Source organism: Micromonospora globosa, from assembly GCF_000717585.1.
In the GTDB taxonomy this organism is placed as follows: Bacteria; Actinomycetota; Actinomycetes; order Mycobacteriales; family Micromonosporaceae; genus Micromonospora; species Micromonospora aurantiaca.
Map to the genome: position 1 here is coordinate 1 of NZ_JNZR01000026.1, position 19,220 is coordinate 19,220.

19 protein-coding genes and 1 tRNA gene are annotated in these 19,220 nt (G+C 73.5%); 10 read left to right on the top strand and 10 right to left on the bottom strand.

What is annotated here, in order from left to right:
- Positions 1 to 62: 62 nt before the first annotated feature.
- The 4 genes from IF06_RS33655 to IF06_RS0122035 all read right to left on the bottom strand — a co-directional run bounded on the left by IF06_RS33655 (position 63) and on the right by IF06_RS0122035 (position 2,375).
- Positions 63 to 422: an ATP-binding cassette domain-containing protein gene (locus IF06_RS33655; RefSeq protein ID WP_157551515.1), complete on the bottom strand. Its 360-nt coding sequence runs from the start codon at positions 420 to 422 to the stop codon at positions 63 to 65.
- Positions 423 to 738: 316 nt separating this feature from the next.
- Positions 739 to 1,218: a winged helix-turn-helix domain-containing protein gene (locus IF06_RS34440; RefSeq protein WP_232236749.1), complete on the bottom strand. Its 480-nt coding sequence runs from the start codon at positions 1,216 to 1,218 to the stop codon at positions 739 to 741.
- On the bottom strand, positions 1,136 to 2,233 hold the full coding sequence (locus IF06_RS32280; protein ID WP_232236747.1) for a tyrosine-type recombinase/integrase: 1,098 nt from the start codon (positions 2,231 to 2,233) through the stop codon (positions 1,136 to 1,138). The genes IF06_RS34440 and IF06_RS32280 overlap by 83 nt, the downstream gene beginning before the upstream one ends.
- A 69-nt stretch (positions 2,234 to 2,302) precedes the next feature.
- A tRNA-Arg gene (locus IF06_RS0122035) sits at positions 2,303 to 2,375 on the bottom strand.
- A gap of 169 nt (positions 2,376 to 2,544) precedes the next feature.
- Here IF06_RS0122035 and IF06_RS0122040 point away from each other — a divergent pair.
- Positions 2,545 to 3,279, top strand: a complete 735-nt coding sequence (locus tag IF06_RS0122040; protein ID WP_030273263.1) for a hypothetical protein — start codon at positions 2,545 to 2,547, stop codon at positions 3,277 to 3,279.
- Positions 3,280 to 3,344: 65 nt separating this feature from the next.
- On the opposite strand, the gene IF06_RS0122045 is transcribed toward IF06_RS0122040, so the two are convergent.
- Positions 3,345 to 4,361: an alpha/beta hydrolase gene (locus IF06_RS0122045; protein ID WP_030273265.1), complete on the bottom strand. Its 1,017-nt coding sequence runs from the start codon at positions 4,359 to 4,361 to the stop codon at positions 3,345 to 3,347.
- Positions 4,362 to 4,514: 153 nt separating this feature from the next.
- Complete coding sequence (locus tag IF06_RS0122050) at positions 4,515 to 4,925, bottom strand: HPF/RaiA family ribosome-associated protein (protein ID WP_013475451.1); 411 nt, start codon at positions 4,923 to 4,925, stop codon at positions 4,515 to 4,517.
- A 285-nt stretch (positions 4,926 to 5,210) separates the two neighbouring features.
- Between IF06_RS0122050 and ssb the strand changes: the two genes are divergently transcribed.
- From ssb to IF06_RS0122065, 3 genes are all read left to right on the top strand, one after another.
- Positions 5,211 to 6,059 carry a single-stranded DNA-binding protein gene (ssb, locus tag IF06_RS0122055; protein WP_030273267.1) on the top strand — a complete coding sequence of 283 codons (849 nt, stop codon included), beginning with the start codon at positions 5,211 to 5,213 and terminating at the stop codon, positions 6,057 to 6,059.
- A gap of 87 nt (positions 6,060 to 6,146) precedes the next feature.
- A complete protein-coding gene (locus IF06_RS0122060) occupies positions 6,147 to 7,172 on the top strand; it encodes a cobalamin biosynthesis protein (RefSeq protein ID WP_030273269.1) in 1,026 nt (341 codons plus the stop codon).
- Positions 7,169 to 8,713, top strand: coding sequence for a cobyric acid synthase (locus IF06_RS0122065; protein ID WP_030273271.1), 1,545 nt, complete (start codon positions 7,169 to 7,171; stop codon positions 8,711 to 8,713). The genes IF06_RS0122060 and IF06_RS0122065 overlap by 4 nt, the downstream gene beginning before the upstream one ends.
- Here the strand turns inward: IF06_RS0122065 and IF06_RS0122070 are convergent.
- Entirely contained in the window at positions 8,707 to 9,108 is a 402-nt protein-coding gene (locus tag IF06_RS0122070) for a rhodanese-like domain-containing protein (RefSeq protein WP_013288093.1), read from the bottom strand. The two genes, IF06_RS0122065 and IF06_RS0122070, sit on opposite strands and share 7 nt — an antisense overlap.
- A gap of 111 nt (positions 9,109 to 9,219) precedes the next feature.
- Between IF06_RS0122070 and IF06_RS0122075 the strand changes: the two genes are divergently transcribed.
- From IF06_RS0122075 to IF06_RS0122090, 4 genes are all read left to right on the top strand, one after another.
- Positions 9,220 to 9,873: a hypothetical protein gene (locus IF06_RS0122075; protein ID WP_198039677.1), complete on the top strand. Its 654-nt coding sequence runs from the start codon at positions 9,220 to 9,222 to the stop codon at positions 9,871 to 9,873.
- A 21-nt stretch (positions 9,874 to 9,894) separates the two neighbouring features.
- Positions 9,895 to 11,259: a dipeptidase gene (locus tag IF06_RS0122080; RefSeq protein WP_013288091.1), complete on the top strand. Its 1,365-nt coding sequence runs from the start codon at positions 9,895 to 9,897 to the stop codon at positions 11,257 to 11,259.
- Between the two features lie 78 nt (positions 11,260 to 11,337).
- Positions 11,338 to 11,544: a hypothetical protein gene (locus tag IF06_RS0122085; RefSeq protein WP_030273275.1), complete on the top strand. Its 207-nt coding sequence runs from the start codon at positions 11,338 to 11,340 to the stop codon at positions 11,542 to 11,544.
- A gap of 88 nt (positions 11,545 to 11,632) precedes the next feature.
- Positions 11,633 to 13,216: an ATP-dependent DNA ligase gene (locus IF06_RS0122090; RefSeq protein ID WP_013288089.1), complete on the top strand. Its 1,584-nt coding sequence runs from the start codon at positions 11,633 to 11,635 to the stop codon at positions 13,214 to 13,216.
- 4 nt (positions 13,217 to 13,220) lie between these two features.
- On the opposite strand, the gene IF06_RS0122095 is transcribed toward IF06_RS0122090, so the two are convergent.
- The gene (locus IF06_RS0122095) at positions 13,221 to 13,949 is read right to left on the bottom strand and encodes a hypothetical protein (protein ID WP_030273277.1); all 729 of its coding nucleotides are present in this window, start codon (positions 13,947 to 13,949) and stop codon (positions 13,221 to 13,223) included.
- Between the two features lie 81 nt (positions 13,950 to 14,030).
- On the bottom strand, positions 14,031 to 14,849 hold the full coding sequence (locus IF06_RS0122100) for an SURF1 family protein (protein ID WP_013288087.1): 819 nt from the start codon (positions 14,847 to 14,849) through the stop codon (positions 14,031 to 14,033).
- 134 nt (positions 14,850 to 14,983) lie between these two features.
- Here IF06_RS0122100 and IF06_RS0122105 point away from each other — a divergent pair, with 134 nt between their 5' ends.
- Entirely contained in the window at positions 14,984 to 16,354 is a 1,371-nt protein-coding gene (locus IF06_RS0122105; protein ID WP_013288086.1) for a cobyrinate a,c-diamide synthase, read from the top strand.
- Positions 16,351 to 16,920: a GNAT family N-acetyltransferase gene (locus tag IF06_RS0122110; protein WP_013475458.1), complete on the top strand. Its 570-nt coding sequence runs from the start codon at positions 16,351 to 16,353 to the stop codon at positions 16,918 to 16,920. Before IF06_RS0122105 ends, IF06_RS0122110 begins: the two co-directional genes overlap by 4 nt.
- Positions 16,921 to 17,032: 112 nt before the next feature.
- On the opposite strand, the gene IF06_RS0122115 is transcribed toward IF06_RS0122110, so the two are convergent.
- Entirely contained in the window at positions 17,033 to 19,165 is a 2,133-nt protein-coding gene (locus IF06_RS0122115; protein ID WP_013288084.1) for a transglycosylase domain-containing protein, read from the bottom strand.
- Positions 19,166 to 19,220: the final 55 nt, after the last annotated feature.

Genomic DNA, 19,220 nt, shown 5'->3' on the forward strand with positions numbered 1-19,220 from the left:
CCACACAACCGCCCATGATCGACGGTGGCTGCACCCGTTCACACACCACACCAAGCCCCAGCTCAGCCAAGGTCAACATCCCCGGCTGGAGTACTAGCGAGCGCCCGCGCAGTCGAACTCCAGCCGCCGTTGGGCTGTCTGAAGTAGGACTCCTGGCGATCACCACCGGGGAAGTAAGTAGCGTGCTGAGCGAACCAGGAAAGAAAGTCGGCCGCAGTTCCAGTGCGCACTGAAGTGGCATTCGTAACGATGTCAACTGGACCGTACAACAGGTTTCCGGGGCTGTGCAGTTTGTCATTGAGCTGACGAAGTAATGTTGATTTCCCGCTGTTGTTTCCGCCAACAATGGCGGTGACGCCGGGTGCTGGCAAATCATAGGACTTATTGTGAAACAGTTGAATTGACTTTGCCCAAACTTTCACCCTGGCTGGGTCTCCGGGGCTAATCCCCAGCTCGCTTGACCAGTTGGGCACGGGCAGTGGCTCATCAATATGCACAAGGGCAACATACCTCGAAGTGCAGCATCCGTCGATTGCCGGAGGTGCCATAAAAATGCCCCCGAGTGCCCGCGAGAGACTGCCGAATTGGCCTCGTTAGGAACAAGGCGGCCCGCGAACTGGGCCGCGCCCGCTAGCCCGGGCCTGCTGGCGACCTGCGGGCCGGCATCGGCCGGGCCACGCTGAGGGACGACCGGGGGCATGAAGGGTTGAGATAGGACGATCGCCGGGAATCTGCAGGTTAGTGGCGGGCATGCGCGACGGTTGCTCTCCGACCTCGGACAACGCTTACCAGACCCTCTGCCGTAAGTAGGGCGACAGCGCGGTGCGCTGTACCGACAGAGATGCCGTGTGCGGCCGCCAGCTTGGGAACCGCGGGGAGCTGGTCGCCGGGCCGGAGTTGACCAGTGGTGATCTGCTGACGCAGATTAGCGGCGACCGACTGGTACGGGCTGCTGGGCGTAGCCCGTTGCGTCGGTGTGAGCGGCCGTGGTGGCATTCGGGCGGCCAGCTTTCCGGCAGCACGCTGGTCCGACTCGGACAGCCAGGCGGCGTAGACCCTTAGCGTGGTCGTGCCGCCCCCGCCATGCCCCAGCCGTCCGGCGACCGTCCGCACGTCAACGCCCGCGTTGATCAGCTCAGTTGCTGAGTAATGGCGGAGCGCGTGGATGTGGCTGTCGATACCCAGTCTGCCGGCGAGCCGGCCGTACCGCTGGGTGATGGTGTCGGGGCGGTAGCCGCGGCTGTTGTCCGGCTCGGGGGGAGAAGACGTAGTCGGCAGGGTCGGCGTCTGCGTCGAGCTGCGCCAGGCGGTCGACGTACCGGCCGTGCAGCTCGCGTAGCACTTCAATCGTCTCCGGGTCGAGCGCCACCCGCCGCTGCTGGTGCGTCTTGGTGTCCTTCTCCTGTAGCTGGCCATGCTCATCCAGGTAGGCACTGCGCCGCAGCGTCAGTACACCGGCGGCTAGGTCGAGATGGTGCCGGCGCAGCGCGGCCAACTCGCCGCGACGGGCGCCGGTCGTCATGGCGAGCCAGACCAGCGCGCCCCAGTCTGGATCGCGCCACGCCTCGGTGATGATGCGGGCCGCATCGGCGGGATTCGGCGGCTGCGGGTCGGGGTGCGGCGGCGCGGGTGGCTCGGCCTGCCCGGCGGGGTTGACGGCGATCCAACGCCACCGGACTGCCTGGCTGAGAGCACCACTGAGGATCCAGTGGATTTGCCGCACCGACGAAGCGCTGAGCGGCTTGCAGACGTGCGGCCGGCACTTCGCGGTGCAAGTGTGCTCGCCCTCCACACGGTGCTTCACGAACGCCTTCCCGCCGCACCAGTCGCGGCAACGGCGCAGGCTCGCGTAGAACGACTCCAACGTCTCGGCGTCGAGCCGACCGACCGGCAGCTTGCCGAGCACGGGCCGTACGTGCTTGTTGAGCTTGTTGACGTAGCCCATACGGGTGGTGGCCTCGATGTCGGCCACCTCTAGCCACCGGTCTAGAAGTTGGTCGAGCGTGGCGCGGGTTCGCGGGTTGCGCCGCTCGTCCACCTGGGCCAGCAGCCGGGTACGCGCCTTCTCGGCTTCCTTGGCGGCAGTGCGGCCGGCGGGGATGACCTCGGTCAGGTAGTGCCGCTTACCGCTGATCGGGTCAACGCCGGCATAGACCTTCACGCGTAGTGACCCGCTGGGGAGCGTTTCGATCTCGCCGCGTTGGCGCTTGGTGCGTCCGTTCGAGGCTGCCACGGGACCACCGTTAGCGCGCTCGCACCACGAATGGCCCCACGCGAGCGGGTCAGAAGGGGAAATTGCCTGTGCGCCCGGCAGGATTCGAACCTGCGGCCTTGGGATTAGAAGTCCCCTGCTCTATCCGCTGAGCTACGGGCGCGCGCCGACTGTCGTCGCGCCAAGAGGGTACCGCCGGTCCCGGCGTGCCCGGGGGTACGGGTCGGCGCGTCCGTTCCGCCCCTCAGCGTCCCATGCCGGGGCCCGGACCGGCACCACAGTTGCGGCGGGTCCGGCGCGGGCGGGCGGGACGCGATCCGTACCCTCGTCGGATGCTGCTCGACCAGGAAACCGAGAACGAGATCGTCTTCGAGCTGTGCCAGCTCCTCGGGCGGGCCATCCTGCCCCTCACCGGCTCGGATGCGCCGGGCGCTCCGGCGGGCGTGCTCGGCACCGCCTTCTTCTACAGCGAGCTGGTCGGCGCCACCGACGACGGCGAGATCGCGCACGAGTGGCTGCTCACCGCCGACGCGCTGACCGACCGCGCGTACGGCGAGATCGGGTTGCGGCCGAGCGTCACCGACCCGGCCGAGGGCGCGGACGAGCCGATCGACCTGCCCGGTTTCGCCGACCACTGGCTGCACCTGCCGGAACTGGGGCTCGCCGCGATGCCGACCGGCGGACTGCACGGCTGGGCCGACGACCGGGGCTGGCGCTGGCGTACCCAGCATGTCACCGAGGCGGTGGCCGCGCCGGCCGACTCGGTCGCCCGGATCGGCGCGGCGCCCGCGTCGGCGTTCGTGCTGGCCCTGGGCGTCGGCGACGGCGGGTCGCGGCCGTTGGAGGCGGTGGTCGAGCGGGTCGCCCGGGACGGCGGCGAGGTGCGGGTCACGACGGAGCTGCCCGCGGGCTACGTGGGCGCGCCGGTGTTCGCGGTCGAGGCCGGGCCGGACGGCGGGCCCGCGCTGCGTTGTCTCGGCGTGGTGCTGCCGCCGCAGGCCGGTGGCCATCCGATCGCCACGTTCGACCGGATCCGCGCCGCGCTCACGGCGGTCGTCGCCGACTGAACCGGCCGTCCGGCGGCGGGACGGCCGACCGAGCCGGGCGTCCCGCCGGCGGGGGCGGACCGGCCTCAGCCCTCGGCGGTCGCGTCGGCCGGCCGGCGCGGTGACGGCGGCGTCGTGGGCTCCGGCTCGGTCGGCCCGGCGCGGAGGAATCCCTCCGCCCACCGTCCGACCTCCGCGAAGACCTTCTCGCGTACGCCGGGACTGGACAGCGTGAGGTCGTGCAGCCCGCCGTCGAAGCGGGCGAGCGTGACGTGCCGGCCGAGGCGGGGCGCCCAGCGCACCATGTGCTCGACGTCGAGCACGGCGTCGGCGCCGGTCGCGCTGTCGTGCCACTTCGTGCCCCGGAAGCTGCGCGTCGAGCAGGCGAGCAGCACCGGCACCGGGATGTCCAGCCCGGCCCGCAGGCGGCGCTGACCGGCGCGGATCGCGTTGATCCAGCCGGCCCGCACCGGGAACCCGGCGAGCGGCTTCCAGGCCAGGTCGTACCGCCACTCGCCCCGGTGGTCGGCGTGCAGGCTCTCGCCGTACACGGTGCCCAGGCCGAACGGCAGCACACGCTGCGGCGCCCTGCGGCCCAGGCGGGAGACGGCGGCCGCGAGGGGTCGACGGACCATCCAGGGCGCGTTGATGTCGAAGAAGGGGCTGTTGAGCACGATGCCGTCGACCAGGCCGGCGTCGCGGCGGTCGTGCGCCCACAGCGAGATGATCAGGCCGCCGGTCGAGTGGCCCATGGCGAGCAGGGTGTCGTGGCCCTCCTCGGCGCGGATGATCTCCGCGGCGGCGTCCAGCTCGGGGAAGTAGTCGCTCAGGTCGCGGCAGAAGTTCGGGGTCTGGTGCGGGAGCAGGCTGCGGCCGTACTTGCGCAGGTCGAGCGCGTAGAAGTCCCAGCCGCGCTCGGCGAAGAAGTCGGCCACGTGGGTCTGGAAGAAGTAGTCGACGAAGCCGTGCACGTAGAGCACGGCGCGGCCGGTCGGGCGGTCGGCGCGCCGCCGCACCAGGGTCGCGACCACCGGCCCCTCGTCGTCGGTGCCCAGCTCGATCGTCCGCCGCTCGTAGGGGGCGCCCAGCACGTCCGGTTCCACGACCGCGACGGTACGCCGCCTTGCTACCCGGCGGTAGGGGTGCTGGGTTGTAAGGAGGGGGCCCTTGTTAACGCATCCGGTAGAGGAAGGGCCCCTTGTTAACAAACGGCACGGCCCGCCCGCCGGCACCGTGCGGGCGGGCCGTGCCGGACTTCAGGCGGTCTCGGCGTCCTCGCGCTCGGCGTCCTGCAACGGGGTGCCCTCGGGCTGGTCGACGGCGCGCAGGTGCTTGTTGTGGCGCGGCTCCTGCCGGGTCTTCGCGTCGTTGAGCTTGCGGCGCAGGTCGTCCCGGACGTCGTTGAGCGCGGCGTGCAGATCCTCCTCGGTCGAGGTGGTGACGATCTTCTGCCGCCCGGCGACCCAGCACTCCAGGGTCACCTTCTGGCCCCGGGCCTCGCGGTCCTTGACGGACACCTCCAGCTCGGTGGCGTCGGCGTGGAAGCCGGCGAGCCGGGCGTCCAGGGTCGCGAACTGCTCGGCGATCCAGTTGCGGTCGCCCTGGGAGAACCCGGCGCCGACCCGCAGGCACTCGGCCACGGTCGCGGGGTTCGCCACGGCGCTCATCGCGCTGCCTCGCGGACGTCTCGGAGAAGCATGGGAGCTCCCTTTCTCTCGGTTGATCAAGTACTTACCCAACCGGCGGGATTCCGGAACGCCTGCTTGCCGGTTCCTTTCGATCATGCGTCGCCGCAGGTCAGGCACGTAGGGCCGGTCGGCCTAGCAGATCGGGACCTTGATCAGGTGGTTGTCCACAGGGCGGCCCGTCGTCCACAGGTCCGGGCCGGCGGGTGGCCCGGGCCGGGCGACCGGCCGACGCTCACCGGGACAAGTCGATCCCTGGGAGGGGCGATGTTCGATACGTACGTGACGATCGTCGGCAACGTGCTGACCGCGCCGGAGTGGCGCCGGACCACGCAGAGCGGAACGCTGGTGGCCAACTTCAAGGTCGCCTCGACCGCCCGCCGGCTCGACCGCGACAGCGGCCGCTGGGTCGACGGCAACAGCCTTCGGGTGCGCGTCAACTGCTGGCGCCGCCTCGCCGAGGGGGTGGCCGCCTCGGTGGCGGTCGGTGATCCGGTGATCGTCGCCGGGCGCCTCTACACCCGGGACTGGACCGACGAGGCGGGCACCCACCGCACGCTCTACGAGCTGGAGGCGGTCGCCGTCGGGCACGACCTGTCCCGGGGCCGCGCCCGCTTCCTGCGCAACCAGCCCCGCGCGGCCACCAGCACGGTCGAGGACACGGAGGCCGAGCAGCGGGTGCACGGCGAGGCGACCGAGCCGGTGCCTGATGCCCAGGCGCCGACGACGTTCGACGACCGGCCCTTCGACGACGACTTCCCGCCGTCGGAGTACGGGGGCAGCCGGGTCGGGCTGGTCGGCACCGTCGAGCGGGTGGGCGAGCCCGACCCGTTCGACACCCGGCCCGGTGCACGGGCCACCGACTACGACCGCGGGCCGGGCGGTCCGGAGGAGGACGAGCTGGGCGACACGGAGGACGACGGGCCGGTCACGTCCGAGGACGACGAGCTGGGCGAGGTCCCGCCCTCGGAGGTCGACGGATCGGGTGCTTCCGGGCCGGGTGGCTCCGGGCCGGGTGAGGGCGAGCCGGGCGGCGCGAGCCCGGGCGGGACCGATGGCACCGGCGGGACCGCGTCGGGGCGCCGTGGCCGGCGGCGTACCCCGGTGCCCGCCTGACCCTTCGTCCGACGGGGGCGCGGGGTGGTGACGTCGGCGTCACCACCCCGCGGTACGACTAGGCTGGCCGGCCGGAGGTGGTGACGGGTGCGGCAGGCGACCGCCATGGCGAACGCGACCGGGTTGGTGGCGGGCTACGCGCTCGACGCCCTGCTCGGCGACCCCCGCCGGTGGCATCCGGTGGCCGGCTTCGGCACGGCGGCCGGCGCGCTGGAACGGCGGGTCTACCGCCCCGACCGGACGGCCGGCACCGCCTTCACGGCGCTCGCCGTCGGCGCGCCGGTCCTGCTCGGCGCCGCCGCCGCGCTGGCGACCCGCCGCCATCCGGTGGCCCGGGCCGCGCTGGTGGCCGCCGGCACCTGGACGGTGCTGGGCGGGCGCACGCTGCGGCACGAGTCCCGGGTGATGGCACGGGCACTGGGCCGGGCCGACCTGCCCGCCGCCCGGTCCCGCCTGGGCAACCTCTGCGGACGCGACCCGTCGGCCCTCGACGAGCCCGAACTCGCCCGCGCCACGGTCGAGTCGGTCGCCGAGAACACCTCGGACGCCGTGGTCGCCCCGCTGGTCTGGGGCGCGGTCGCGGGCCTGCCCGGCCTGCTCGGCTACCGGGCGGCGAACACGCTCGACGCGATGGTCGGCCACCGCTCGCCCCGGTACGCCCGCTTCGGCACCCCGGCGGCCCGGCTGGACGACGCGCTGAACCTCGTGCCGTCCCGGCTCACCGGGCTGCTCACGGTGGCCGTCGCGCCAGTGGCACACGGGGACCGCGCCGCCGCCTGGCACGTGTGGCGACGGGACCGGGCCGACCACCCGAGCCCGAACGCCGGTCAGTGCGAGGCGGCCATGGCGGGCGCGCTCGGCGTCCGGCTCGGCGGGCGCAACGTCTACTTCGGCCGCGCCGAGACCCGGCCCTTCCTCGGTGACGGGCCCCGCCCCGAGGCGCGGCACCTGAAGCGGGCCGCCCGGATCTCGGGCGCGGTGGGTGTGGCCGCGCTCGGCCTGGCCGCGCTCTACCCGGTGACAGTCGGTCGCCTGGTCGGCGCTGCCGGCCGGGCCGCCCTGGACGCCGTCACCCGAGCGGCCCGTGGCTCAGGCCGGGGGAGCGGGCGGTGAGCGGCGGGCTGCTGGTCGCCGGCACCACCTCCGACGCCGGCAAGAGCGTGCTCACCGCCGGCATCTGCCGCTGGCTGCGCCGCCGGGGCGTCCGGGTCGCCCCGTTCAAGGCGCAGAACATGTCGAACAACTCCGCCGTGGTGGTCGGCCCGGACGGTCGCGGCGGCGAACTGGGCCGGGCCCAGGCGATGCAGGCCGCCGCCTGCGGGCTGGACGCCGACCTGCGCTTCAACCCGGTGCTGCTCAAGCCGGGCAGCGACCACGCCAGCCAGGTGGTGCTGCTCGGCGAAGCCGTCGACACGGTCACCGCCGGCAACTACCACGAGGTACGGTCCCGGCTCGCCACCACGGCGTACGCGGCGCTGGCCGAGCTGCGATCCGAGTACGACGTGGTGATCTGCGAGGGCGCGGGCAGCCCTGCCGAGATCAACCTGCGCGACGGCGACTACGTCAACATGGGGCTGGCGCGGCAGGCCGGGCTGCCCACGATCGTGGTCGGCGACATCGACAGGGGCGGCGTGTTCGCCTCGATGTTCGGCACCGTCGCCCTGCTCGACGCGGCCGACCAGGCGCTGCTGGCCGGGTTCGTGGTGAACAAGTTCCGGGGTGACCGCGGCCTGCTCCAGCCGGGGCTGGACATGCTGCGCCGGGTCACCGGCCGCCCGACGTACGGGGTGGTGCCCTGGGCCCTGGACCTGTGGCTCGACGCGGAGGACTCGCTCGCGTACGGGCGGGTGCTCGGCCGGCCGCCCGCGCCCCGGGGCACCGACTGGCTCGACGTCGCAGTGGTCCGGCTGCCCCGGATCAGCAACGCCACCGACGTGGAGGCGCTGGCGACCGAGCCGGGTGTGCGGGTACGCCTCACCGTCGAGCCGGCCGAACTCGCCGCCGCCGATCTGGTGGTGCTCCCCGGCACCAAGTCGACAGTCGCCGACCTGGCCTGGCTGCGGGAGACCGGCCTGGCCGACGCGGTCCGGGCGCACGCCGCCGCCGGACGGCCGCTGCTCGGCATCTGCGGCGGCTTCCAGATGCTGGGCCGGGCGATCCACGATGCGGTGGAGAGCCGCCGGGGCACCGTACCCGGCCTCGGGCTGCTGCCCGTCGAGATCACCTTCGAGCCCCGCAAGACGGTCCGCCGGGCCGAGGGCACCGCCGCCGGCGACGTGCCGGTCCACGGGTACGAGATCCACCACGGCCGGGTCACGGCCGCCGACCCGGGCCTCGCGCCGCTGCTGCGCTACGCCGACGGCACCGGCGAGGGCGCGCGCCTCGGCACCGTGTACGGCACGCACTGGCACGGCGCCTTCTCCTCGGACGCGTTCCGCCGCCGGTTCCTGACCGAGGTTGCGGAGGCGGCCGGACGGACCGGGTTCAAGGTCGCGCCGGACACGTCCTTCGCGGCGGCCCGGGAACGGACGCTGGACCTGCTGGGCGACCTGGTGGAGGAGCACCTCGACACCGACGCGCTGTGGCGGCTGATCGAGTCCGGCCCACCGCCGGGACTGCCGTTCGTGCCACCCGGTGCGCCACCGGCTCAGTAGCGCACGTCGGCCGGGCGGTCGGACATCGGCAGTCCGGCCTCCCGCCAGCCCTGCACGCCGCCGATCATGTCGGTGGCCTGCCGCAGTCCCAGCGTCTGGAGGCTGGCGGCGGCCAGGCTGGAGCTGTACCCCTCCCGGCACACCACGACGATCTCGCGGTCGTACCCGGTGGCCTCGGGTATGCGCCACGCGCTGGCCGGGTCGAGTCGCCACTCCAGCACCGTGCGGTCGATGACGATCGCGCCGGGCAGCTCACCCTCCTCGCGGCGCTGCGCCTCGGTACGCGTGTCGATCAGCAGCGCGCCGCCACGGACCGCCTCGACGGTCTCGTGCGGGGTGAGCCGGCGGAGACCGGCGCGGGCCTGTTCCAGGAGGGCGTCGACGCCCGGACACATCACGTCATGGAGCACCCCCCGATGATGCCCAGCGCGCCGCGCCGCCGCTCGGCGAAACGGTCCGCCCGGGTCGCAGTTTCCAGCGGACGGGGGAACGTTAGCGTCGGTCGGGTGAACGTTGCCCTGATCGAGGCGTACGCCGGGTTGGCCCGTCGGGTGCTGGCCGGGCCGGCGCGGTTGGGGCGTACCCGGCTGGTCGCCGTCGACGGGCCCAGCGGCGCGGGCAAGAGCCGGTTCGCGACGCGCCTCGCGGACGCCCTGGCGGCGGGGGCGGGCGGCGTCCGCCCGCCGCTCGTGCACACCGACGACCTGCTCGACGGCTGGGACGACCAGCTCACGTTCTGGACCCGGCTGGAGGAGCAGGTCCTCGGCCCGCTGCGGGCCGGCCGGGCGGGCGGTTACCGCCGCTACAGCTGGGTGCGCCGTTGTTTCCTGGACCGGGTGGTGCCGGTGCCGGCCGGTCCGGTGCTGATCGTCGAGGGGGTGAGCGCCGCCCGCGCCGCGGTACGCCCCGAGCTGACGCTGTCGGTGCTGGTCACCGCGCCGGCCGACCTGCGGTTGCGCCGGGCGCTGGCCCGCGACGGCGAGCAGATCCTGCCGGAGCTGCGCCGCTGGCACGCGGGGGAGCGGTCGCACTTCGCCGCCGACGGCACCGAGGCCGCTGTGGACCTGGTCGTCGACGGCGCCCCGGACCTGCCGCACGACGCGGACCGCTACTACGTGCGCGTGGGGCGGCGATCGGGCTCGGGCGACGTGGCGGGGTAAGGCCAGCATACGATTCCGGTCATGACCACTCCGATCCTCTCCGAGTCCGAGGTGCGGGCCGCCGTCGAGCGGGAACTCCCCGGCGTCCGTGCCGACCTCGAGCGACTCGTCCGCATCCCGGGCATCGCCTTCGAGGGCTTCGACCACTCGCACGTGGAGCGTTCCGCCGAGGCGGTGGCGGAGCTGCTGCGCGGCTGCGGCCTCGACACGCGGATCGTCCGGTCCGGCGGCCAGCCCGCGGTGATCGGCACGAAGGCGGCCCCGGCCGGCGCGCCCACAGTGCTCATGTACGCGCACCACGACGTGCAGCCGGTCGGCGACCTGTCGCTGTGGGAGTCGGACCCGTTCGAGCCGGTGGAGCGCGACGGCCGCCTCTACGGCCGGGGCGCCGCCGACGACAAGGCGGGCATCATGGCGCACGTCGCCGCGCTGCGCGCGTTCGGCGACCGGCTGCCGGTCGGCGTGGTGCTGTTCATCGAGGGCGAGGAGGAGTACGGCTCGGACTCGCTGGAGCGGCTGCTCGCCGAGCACCGTGACGACCTGGCCTCGGACGTCATCGTGATCGCCGACTCCACCAACTGGGACGTCGGCGTGCCGGCGCTGACCACCTCGCTGCGCGGCATCGTGAACTGCTTCGTGGAGGTGCGCACGCTCGACCACGCGGTGCACAGCGGCATGTTCGGCGGCGCCGTGCCGGACGCGCTCACCGCGCTGGTGAAGCTGCTCGGCACGCTGCACGACGAGGCGGGTGACGTAGCGGTGGACGGGCTGGCCGCCCGCGAGGGCGCCAGCGTCGACTACCCGGAGGACCGGTTCCGCGCCGAGGCCGGCCTGGTCGACGGCGCGCGGCTGTTCGGCACCGGCCGGATCACCGACCGGCTCTGGACGAAGCCGGCGCTGGCGATTCTGGGCGTGGACGCGCCGTCCACCGGCGAGGCCCCGAACGCGCTGGTGCCGTCCGCGAAGGCGAAGCTGAGCGTACGGCTGGCGCCGGGCGACGACCCGAAGAAGGCGTACGCGGCGCTGACCGCGCACCTGGAGCGGCACGCGCCGTGGGGCGCTCAGGTGTCGGTGACGTTCGAGCACGACGGCGCGCCCTGCGTCATCGACGCCTCCGGGCCGATGTTCGACGCGGCCCGGTCGGCGTTCCGGACGGCCTGGGACGGCACCGACCCGGTCGACATCGGGGTGGGCGGGTCGATCCCGTTCATCGCCACGTTCCAGGAGATGTTCCCGCGGGCCGCGATCCTGGTGACCGGTGTGGAGGACCCGCACGCGCGGGCGCACGGGCCGAACGAGAGCCTGCACCTGGGCGAGTTCGCGCGGGTGTGCCTGGCCGAGGCGCTGCTGCTGGCCCGGGTGGCCGAGGCCGGAAACCGCGCCTGAGGTGTCGAAACCGTAACTTCGGGGCGGATGTCGGAGTTTGTGGTGTGTCGGCGGGCGGGGTGTTATAGCCTTTCGAACATGCGTACGAACGACGAGATGGAGCGGCTCCAGGCCGCCGTCCGTGCTCTGGGGGACGTCGACGTCTCCGCGTGGTCCGAGGACACGCTCAACGAACAGATCGGCGAGCTCTCCGCCGCCCTGGTCACGCTCGACGCGCTGCTCACCCGGGTCGCCGAGGGCGTGCGCGGGCGCGGCCTGCGCATCGAGGAACCGGTCTCGGCCTGACCGTCGGCCCGTCGGCCCGGCGCACCCGTGCGGTGTGCCGGGCCGCCGGATCCACCCCGATGTCACACGCGACTGGCAGGATGTGGGCGTGCGTTTCGCGGAGCTGGCGGCCACCTCGGCCGCGGTCGGGGCCACCAGCGGCCGACGGGCCAAGGTGGAGCTGCTGGCCGCCGCGCTGCGCGGGCTGGAGCCGGGCGAGATCCCGGCTGGTGCCGGCTATCTCGCCGGTGAGCTGCGCCAGCGTCAGACCGGTGTCGGCTGGGCGGGCCTGCGTGACCTGCCCCCGCCGGCCGCCGAGCCGACGCTCACCGTCGCCGCCGTCGACGCGGCGATCGAGGAGATCTCCCGCGTCGCCGGGGCCGGTTCGCAGGCCCGGCGCCGGGAACTGGTCGGCCGTCTCTTCGCCGCCGCCACCGCCGACGAGCAGCGCCTGCTGACCGGCCTGTTCCGGGGCGAGCTGCGCCAGGGCGCGCAGGCCGGGCTGCTGGCTGACGCGGTCGCGCGCGCCGCCGACGTCCCGGTCACGGCCGTCCGGCGGGCCCTGCTGCTCGCCGGTGACCTGCGGGCGGTGGCGGTCGCGGCGCTCACCGGCGGCGCCGCCGCGCTGGCCGGGTTCGGGCTCCAGGTGGGCCGGCCGCTCGCGCCGATGCTGGCGCAGAGCGCGCCCTCGGTCGACGAGGCGCTCACCGCCACCGGCGTGCCGGCGATGGTCGACGTGAAGCTCGACGGCATCCGCATCCAGGTGCACCGCTCCGGCCCGGACATCGCGGTCTTCACCCGCAGCCTGGACGAGATCACCGGCCGGCTGCCCCAGGTGGTGGCCGCCGTCCGCGCGCTGCCCGCCCGCGAGCTGGTGCTCGACGGCGAGGCGATCGGGCTGGACGCCGCCGGCCGGCCGCTGCCGTTCCAGGAGACGTCCAGCCGGGCAGCCCGGCGCACCACGCCCAGCACCACCGGGCAGGCGCCGGTCGCGCCCGCCGTGCTGGCCGCCGCCGAGCGCACCGGCGAACCGGTGCTCACGCCGTACTTCTTCGACCTGCTGCACCTCGACGGCACCGACCTGATCGACGCGCCCGGACGGGAGCGGTGGGCGGCCCTGGCCGGCGCGGTCGACGCCTCGCTGCTCGTCGACCGAATCGAGGTGGACGACGTGGAGCAGGCGGCCACGGCGTTCGCCGCGGCTGTCGACGCCGGCCAGGAGGGCGTGGTGGTCAAGGACCCGGCCGCGCCCTACGACGCCGGCCGGCGCGGCTCGGCCTGGGTCAAGGTCAAGCCGCGGCACACGCTCGACCTGGTGGTCCTCGCGGTCGAGTGGGGCAGCGGCCGGCGGGAGGGCTGGCTGTCCAACCTGCACCTCGGCGCCCGCGATCCGCGCACCGGCGAGTTCGTCATGCTCGGCAAGACGTTCAAGGGGCTCACCGACGAGCTGCTGCGCTGGCAGACCGAACGGTTCCTGTCGCTCGCCGTGGAGAAGGGCGACTGGGTGGTGCGGGTCCGGCCGGAGCAGGTGGTCGAGATCGCGTTCGACGGGGTGCAGACGAGCAGCCGGTACCCGGGCGGCATGGCGTTGCGCTTCGCCCGCGTGCTGCGCTACCGCGACGACAAGACCGCCGCCGAGGCGGACACCATCGACGCGGTCCGCGCCATCCACGCCGGCCGGGTCACCGGCTGACGGCTCAGCCGGCCGACAACGACCGGGCGTAGTTGACCTGGTTGTTGAGCTGCTGCACCTGGAACTGGTCGGTCACCGGGATCCGCGCGACGTACTGGTGCCCGCCGCTGTTCACCGTCACCTGCACGGTGCCGTAGTGCCGCGTTTCCTTGACCAGCAGGAAGAGGAGGCTGAACACGGTCAGGCAGAAGAAGCCGAGGATCGCGGCGACGATGGCCCACTGGGCGATCTTCTCCTCCTTCTGCCAGTAGTCGGTCACGTACCAGGAGGCGCCGGCGAGCGGCAGGACACCGGCCGGGGTGCGGATGACAGGCGGCGTCACCATGATCTCGGCGATCTGCACGGCTACCGCCGACTGCGTGGGCGGCACCGGCCCGGGCGGTGGATACGCCCCGGGTGCGGGCCCGTAGTACGGCGCGACCACCCCGGCCGGCGGTACGGGCGGCGCCGAGAACTGCGCGGGCGGCGCCGAGAACTGCGGCGCGGCCGGGAACTGCGCGGTGGCCGGCGGCGCGGAGAGCGGCGCCGGTGGGGCCGAGAACGGCGGCGCGGAGTAAGGCGGGGCCACCGGCGGGGCGGGGAACTGCGCGGTGGGGGCGGGAGTGACGGGTGCCTCCGGCGCGGCGATCACCGGGAACTGCTCGGTGGGCGGCGCGACCGCAGGCGGCATGGCCGACCACGGGTCGTACGCGGGTGGCTCGGCGGCCGGGGGCGTCGTGGCGTCAGAGGTCACCGCGACCCCCACGATTGACGATCATCCGCGGACCCTACAACGTCCCCGCCCCCAGGTGTGCCCACCGGGAGGGCGACGTACTCAGGCGGAGGTGGGGGCGGCGGGCTCGGCGGCGCGGTCCACCGGCTCACCCGGGGTGTCCAGCCCGGCCCGGCGGCGGGCCTCCCGGCGCGCCACCCAGCCGTAGCCGAACAGGCTCATCACCGCGAAGATCCACCACTGCCACACGTAGCCGAAGTTCTGCCAGTTGTTGGTGTGCCCGATCTGGACCGCCTGGAAGGCCGGGTCGGCGGCCGGCGTCTGGCCGTCGAGCAGCACGTAGCCGCCGGTCACCGGGTAGGGGAGTTGCTCGGCCAGGCGGGGGATGTCGATGCGCCGGGCCTCCAGCTTGCCGTCGCGCCGGCTGACCGCGCCGCCGCCGCTCTCGCTGCCGACCACCCGGCCGGTCACGGTCACCTCGCCGGCCGGCGCCGCCGGCACCTCCGGCTGGACTGTCGCGCCGGCGCCCGGCACGGGCGGGATCCAGCCCCGGTCGACGAGCACCGCGGTGCCGTCGGCCAGCACCAGCGGGGTGAGCACCTCGAAGCCGACGGTCCGGTCGACGGTACGGCCGCGGATCAGGACGGTGTTCGCGCTGTCGTACCGGCCGGTGGCGGTGACCCGGCTCCAGGTGAGCTCCTCGGACGGCGCGGGACCGACGTCGCCGCCGCTGGGCGCGGGGAGCGCGTCGCGCAGCGGCGCGGGCGTCATGGTGGCCCCGGCGTCGATGCGCTCGTTGACGGCCGTGCGCCCCCGGTAGCGGTCCAGCTGCCAGTTGCCCAGGAACACCATCACCGTGGCGGCGACGAGCGTGAGCGCGAGGTAGCCGAGCCAGCGCGGGGTCAGCAGGAACCGGTACACGTTGGCCAAGGCTACCCGTATGAGCGATGCCACTCGCCGCTGCCAGGCAGAAACAGCGGTGTGCGCGGCTCTCGCGCGCCGGGTCGGACGGGTATGGTCACGCGGGCGGAAACCACCCACATCAGGAGTCGATGATGACCGACGTGCCGCGCGTCGTGCTGAGTGCGCCCTCCTCGGGGCACGGCACCGGCGCCGTCTCCCTCGGCCTGCTCGCGGCGTTCACCGACCGGGGGATCCCGGTGGCCGGGTTCAAGGTCGGGCCGGACCAGGTGGACGCGGCGTATCTGGGGCTCGCCGCCGGGCGCGCCGGGCGCACGCTGGACCCGAGACTCGTCGGCCCGGAGCGGATCGCCCCCCTTTTCGCGTACGGCGCGGCCGGCGCCGGGTTCGCGCTGGTGCAGGGCACGATGGGCCTCTACGACTCGGTCGGCGGACGACCGGAGAGCGAGTCCACGGCAGCAGTCGCCACCGCGCTGCGCAGCCCGGTGGTGCTCGTGGTGGACGTGGCCGCGATGGGCCAGTCGGTGGCCGCGCTGGTGCACGGCTTCCGGGCGTACGACGACGAGCTGTGGCTGGGCGGCGTGATCCTCAACCGGGTGGCCTCGCCCCGGCACGAGGCGCTGTTGCGCGAGGCGCTCGACGACGTGGGCGTGCCGGTCTACGGGGCGTTGCGCCGGCACGAGCTGCCCCCGGTGCTGCCCGCCCGCCGGTACGGCACCGGTCCCGTGGTGCGTGCCGACGCGGACGCCGAACGCGGCGTACGCCGGCTCGGTGAGGCGGTGGCCGCCACCGTCGACCTCGACCGGCTGCTGGCGCTGGCCCGCTCCGCCCCCGCGCTCACCGTGGAGCCGTGGTCGCCGGAGCCGGCCGACGCGCCGCAGCCGTCGGGGGAGCGGCCGGTGGTGGCGCTCGCCGGCGGACCGGCCGGCGCCTACAGCCACCCCGAGACCGCCGAGCTGCTGCGCGCCGCGGGCGCCGAGGTGGTCACGCTCGACCCGCTGCGCGACGAGGCGCTGCCCGCCGGGGCGCGCGCGCTCGTCGTCGGCGGCGGGCTGCCCGAGACGTACGCGGAGCAGCTCTCCGCCAACCGCCGCCTCTGCATCGCGGTGGCCGAGCTGGCTCGTTCGGGCCGCCCGGTGATCGCCGAGGGGGCCGGCCTGCTCTGGCTGGCCCGGGAGCTGGACGGCCTGCCCATGTGCGGGGTGCTCGACGCGGTCGGCACGATCAGGGACGGCCTGGTGGTCGGCTACCGCACGGCCACCGCTGTCACCGACAGCGTGGTGGCCGCGGCCGGCACGACGGTGACCGGGCACAAGCAGCACGCCGCAGTGCTCACTCCGCGGGCCGGTGACCGTCCGGCCTGGCGCTGGGAGGGTGGCAACCCGGAGGGCTTCGTCCGGCAGGCGGTGCACGCCTCGCAGCTCGTGCCGCACTGGGCCGCGCATCCGGACATCGCGGCCCGGCTGGTGGCCGCCGCGCTGGCGCCGGTGGGGGCGCCGGCGTGATCGGGCAGGTGGCGGTACGCCGGTTCCCGGCGCTCACCGTCTCGACCCCGCGCATCGAGGTGCGGCACCTCGTCGTCGCCGACGCGGAGGCGGTGGACGAGGTGTTCGCCGACCGGCAGACGCAGCGCTGGCTGCCGCTGGCCGAGGCGTCCGGGCAGATCGACGGGCGGGCGTGGTGCACCGAGCTGGCCCGGCAGCGGCGTGACAGCGGCGACGGCGACCACTGGGCGGTGGTCCGCCGGGAGGACCAGCGGGTGGTCGGCTCGCTCTGGGCCCGCCGTACCGACTGGGGCGCCCGGCTCACCGAGCTGTCGTACGCGATCGCGCCGCACGCCCGGGGTTACGGCCTGGCGGTAGAGGCGGTGGACGCGGTGGCCATCGCGTTGATCCTGGAGCACGGGTTCCAGCGGGTGGAGCTGCGGGTGGCGGCCGGCAACGTGGCGTCTCGGCGGGTCGCCGAGAAGGCCGGCTTCAGCTACGAGGGTCTGCTGCGCAACGCCGGTATCGTCCGCGGCGCCCGGGTCGACCTGGAGCTGTGGTCCTTCGTCGCCGCCGACCTCCGCTGACCGCTCCCGCCCCACAACGTCGATCAAGGAGTTCGCGTCGGCGGATCGGCCGATCCGGAACGCAAACTCCTTGATCAACTACCCGGGCGCACCCCCGGGCGGATCAGGTGGGTCAGCCGACCATCTGGTCGGAGGGTGGGGTGAACTGGCGGGTGGGCTGGCCCTTCAGGGAGTCCCGCAGGGTCTGCGCCACCGCGTTCACCGGGATCTGCGACTGGCCGTCACCCACCGCGTTGAACGGATTGTCCGGGTCGGCGATGAAGCTCGCCGCCGCCAGCTCCGGCGTGTAGCCGACGAACCACGCCGACCGGGTGCTGTCCGTCGTACCCGTCTTGCCGGCGACCGGGCGGCCCACGGTGCCCCGCACGCTGTCGGCTGTCGACCAGCCGCCGCAGCTCCCCTTGGCCGGGGTGTCGCCGGTCGGGCAGCGCGCCGCGTCCGTGGCGGCGCGGGCCGCGTCGGCGTTCACCACCTGCCGGCACCGCGGCTTGGCGACCTCCCGCTGCACCCCGCCCGCCGTCGTGTACGTGGCCGGCGTGCCGTCCCGGTTCATGATCGCGTTGACCGGGATGGCCTCGCAGTAGCGCCCGTCGGCGGCGATGGCGGCGTACGCGTTCGCCATCTCCAGCGGGGTGGCGTCGGAGACGCCGAGCGTGAACGCGCCCCACTTCTTCGCCTTGCCCGGCGACGCCTGTTCCTTGTCCACGTCGGTACGCCAGCGCAGCCCCAGTTGCTCGGCCAGGCGCACCCCGGCGTCCGCGCCGATCTTCTCCTCCAGTTGGACGAAGTACGTGTTCACCGACTTGCCGAACCCGGACCACATGGTCTGCCGGCCGGTCATCGCGCCGCTGGCGTTGGACGGGGCCCACCCGTCGTAGACGGCCGACTTGTACGTGTGCGGCGAGTCGTACGCGGTGGACAGCGGCATCCCGGCGTTCAGCGCGGCGAGCATCGGGAACATCTTGAACGTCGAACCGGCCTGGTAGCCCGGTAGCGTCCCGCCGCCGAGCAGCGGCGCCACGGTGTTCGGGTAGTTCGCCTTGACCTTCGGGCCGGCCTCCGGGTTCGAGCTGTTCGGGTTCTCGGCCAGGTCGAGCGAGTAGTTCCGGTTCACCGCCATCGCCTTGATCCGTCCGGTGCCGGGTTCGGCGACCACGATGCCGTTGGCGAACGGGCTGCCGGTGTTGTCCTTGGCGCCGACGTTCTTCTCCGCCGCCGCCTGGGTCTTCGGGTCGACGGCGAGCACGATCCGGTAGCCGCCGCGGCGCAGCTTGTCCATCCGTTCCAGCCGGTTCTCGCCGAACGCGGGCTGCGAGCTCCACCAGTTCTTCAGGTAGTCGCAGTAGAAGCCCCAGCTGCGGTGGCCGCCGTCGATGGCGGCGCAGTCGTTCGGCGGGGTGGTCAGCTTCAGCTTGATCGGCTGGCCCTTGGCCGCGGCGGCGGCATCGGGCGACAGGTAGCCGAGGCGGGCCATGTTGTCCAGCACGTAGTTGCGTCGCCCGGTGGCGTCCTTCTGGTCCGAGGTGATCGGGTCGTACTCCGACGGCGACTTCACCAGCCCGGCCAGCGTGGCCGCCTCGACCGGGGTGAGCGTGGCCGGGGTCTTGGAGAAGAAGATCTGCGAGGCGGCGTAGATCCCGTACGCGCGGTGACCGAAGTAGGCCGAGTTGAGGTAGCGCTCCAGGATCTGCTCCTTGCTCAGGTGCTTCTCGATGTCCAGCGCCATGCGCATCTCCTTGACCTTGCGCAGGCTGGTCTGCTGGGTCGCCTCCTGGACCTCCTTGGGCGTGGTCGCGCTGTCCCGCAGCGCCATCCGCACGTACTGCATGGTGATCGTCGAGGCGCCCTGGGAGACGCCCCCGGATCGGGCGTTGGACACGAAAGCACGCGCCACGCCCTTCGGGTCGACGCCGTGGTGCTGGTAGAAGCGGTTGTCCTCGGCGGCGACGATCGCCTGCTGGATGTTCGGCGACATGTTCTCGATCTTGGTGTACTGCCGGTACTCCTCGTAGAACATCGTCAGCACGGTCTTGCCGTCCGGCGCGTAGACGTACGAGGTCTCGGCCGGCAGCGCGGTCTTGAGGATGCTCGTCTTCTGTTCGATCGCGTGCGCGGTGGCCTTGGCCCCGATGCCGGTGACGGCGACCAGTGGATACAGGGCGGCGGCGACCACGATGCCGGCGATCAGCCCGGCGCGGAGAAGGGGAACGAGACGGCCAGCGGAAGCAAGGGGACGACTGCTCACGGGGTCAAGCTATGACATTTCCGATTCGAAAATGAGAAGAACTCATAAACCGGCG

Bases quoted from the DNA above. Each gene is read 5' to 3' on its own strand.
- IF06_RS0122105 (WP_013288086.1), top strand. From the start codon at position 14,984: ATGACCGACGTGCCGCGCGTCGTGCTGAGTGCGCCCTCCTCGGGGCAC.
- IF06_RS0122050 (WP_013475451.1), bottom strand. From the start codon at position 4,925: ATGAGCGCCGTGGCGAACCCCGCGACCGTGGCCGAGTGCCTGCGGGTC.
- IF06_RS0122070 (WP_013288093.1), bottom strand. From the start codon at position 9,108: ATGTGTCCGGGCGTCGACGCCCTCCTGGAACAGGCCCGCGCCGGTCTC.
- ssb (WP_030273267.1), top strand. From the start codon at position 5,211: ATGTTCGATACGTACGTGACGATCGTCGGCAACGTGCTGACCGCGCCG.
- IF06_RS0122080 (WP_013288091.1), top strand. From the start codon at position 9,895: ATGACCACTCCGATCCTCTCCGAGTCCGAGGTGCGGGCCGCCGTCGAG.
- IF06_RS0122085 (WP_030273275.1), top strand. From the start codon at position 11,338: ATGCGTACGAACGACGAGATGGAGCGGCTCCAGGCCGCCGTCCGTGCT.
- IF06_RS0122040 (WP_030273263.1), top strand. From the start codon at position 2,545: ATGCTGCTCGACCAGGAAACCGAGAACGAGATCGTCTTCGAGCTGTGC.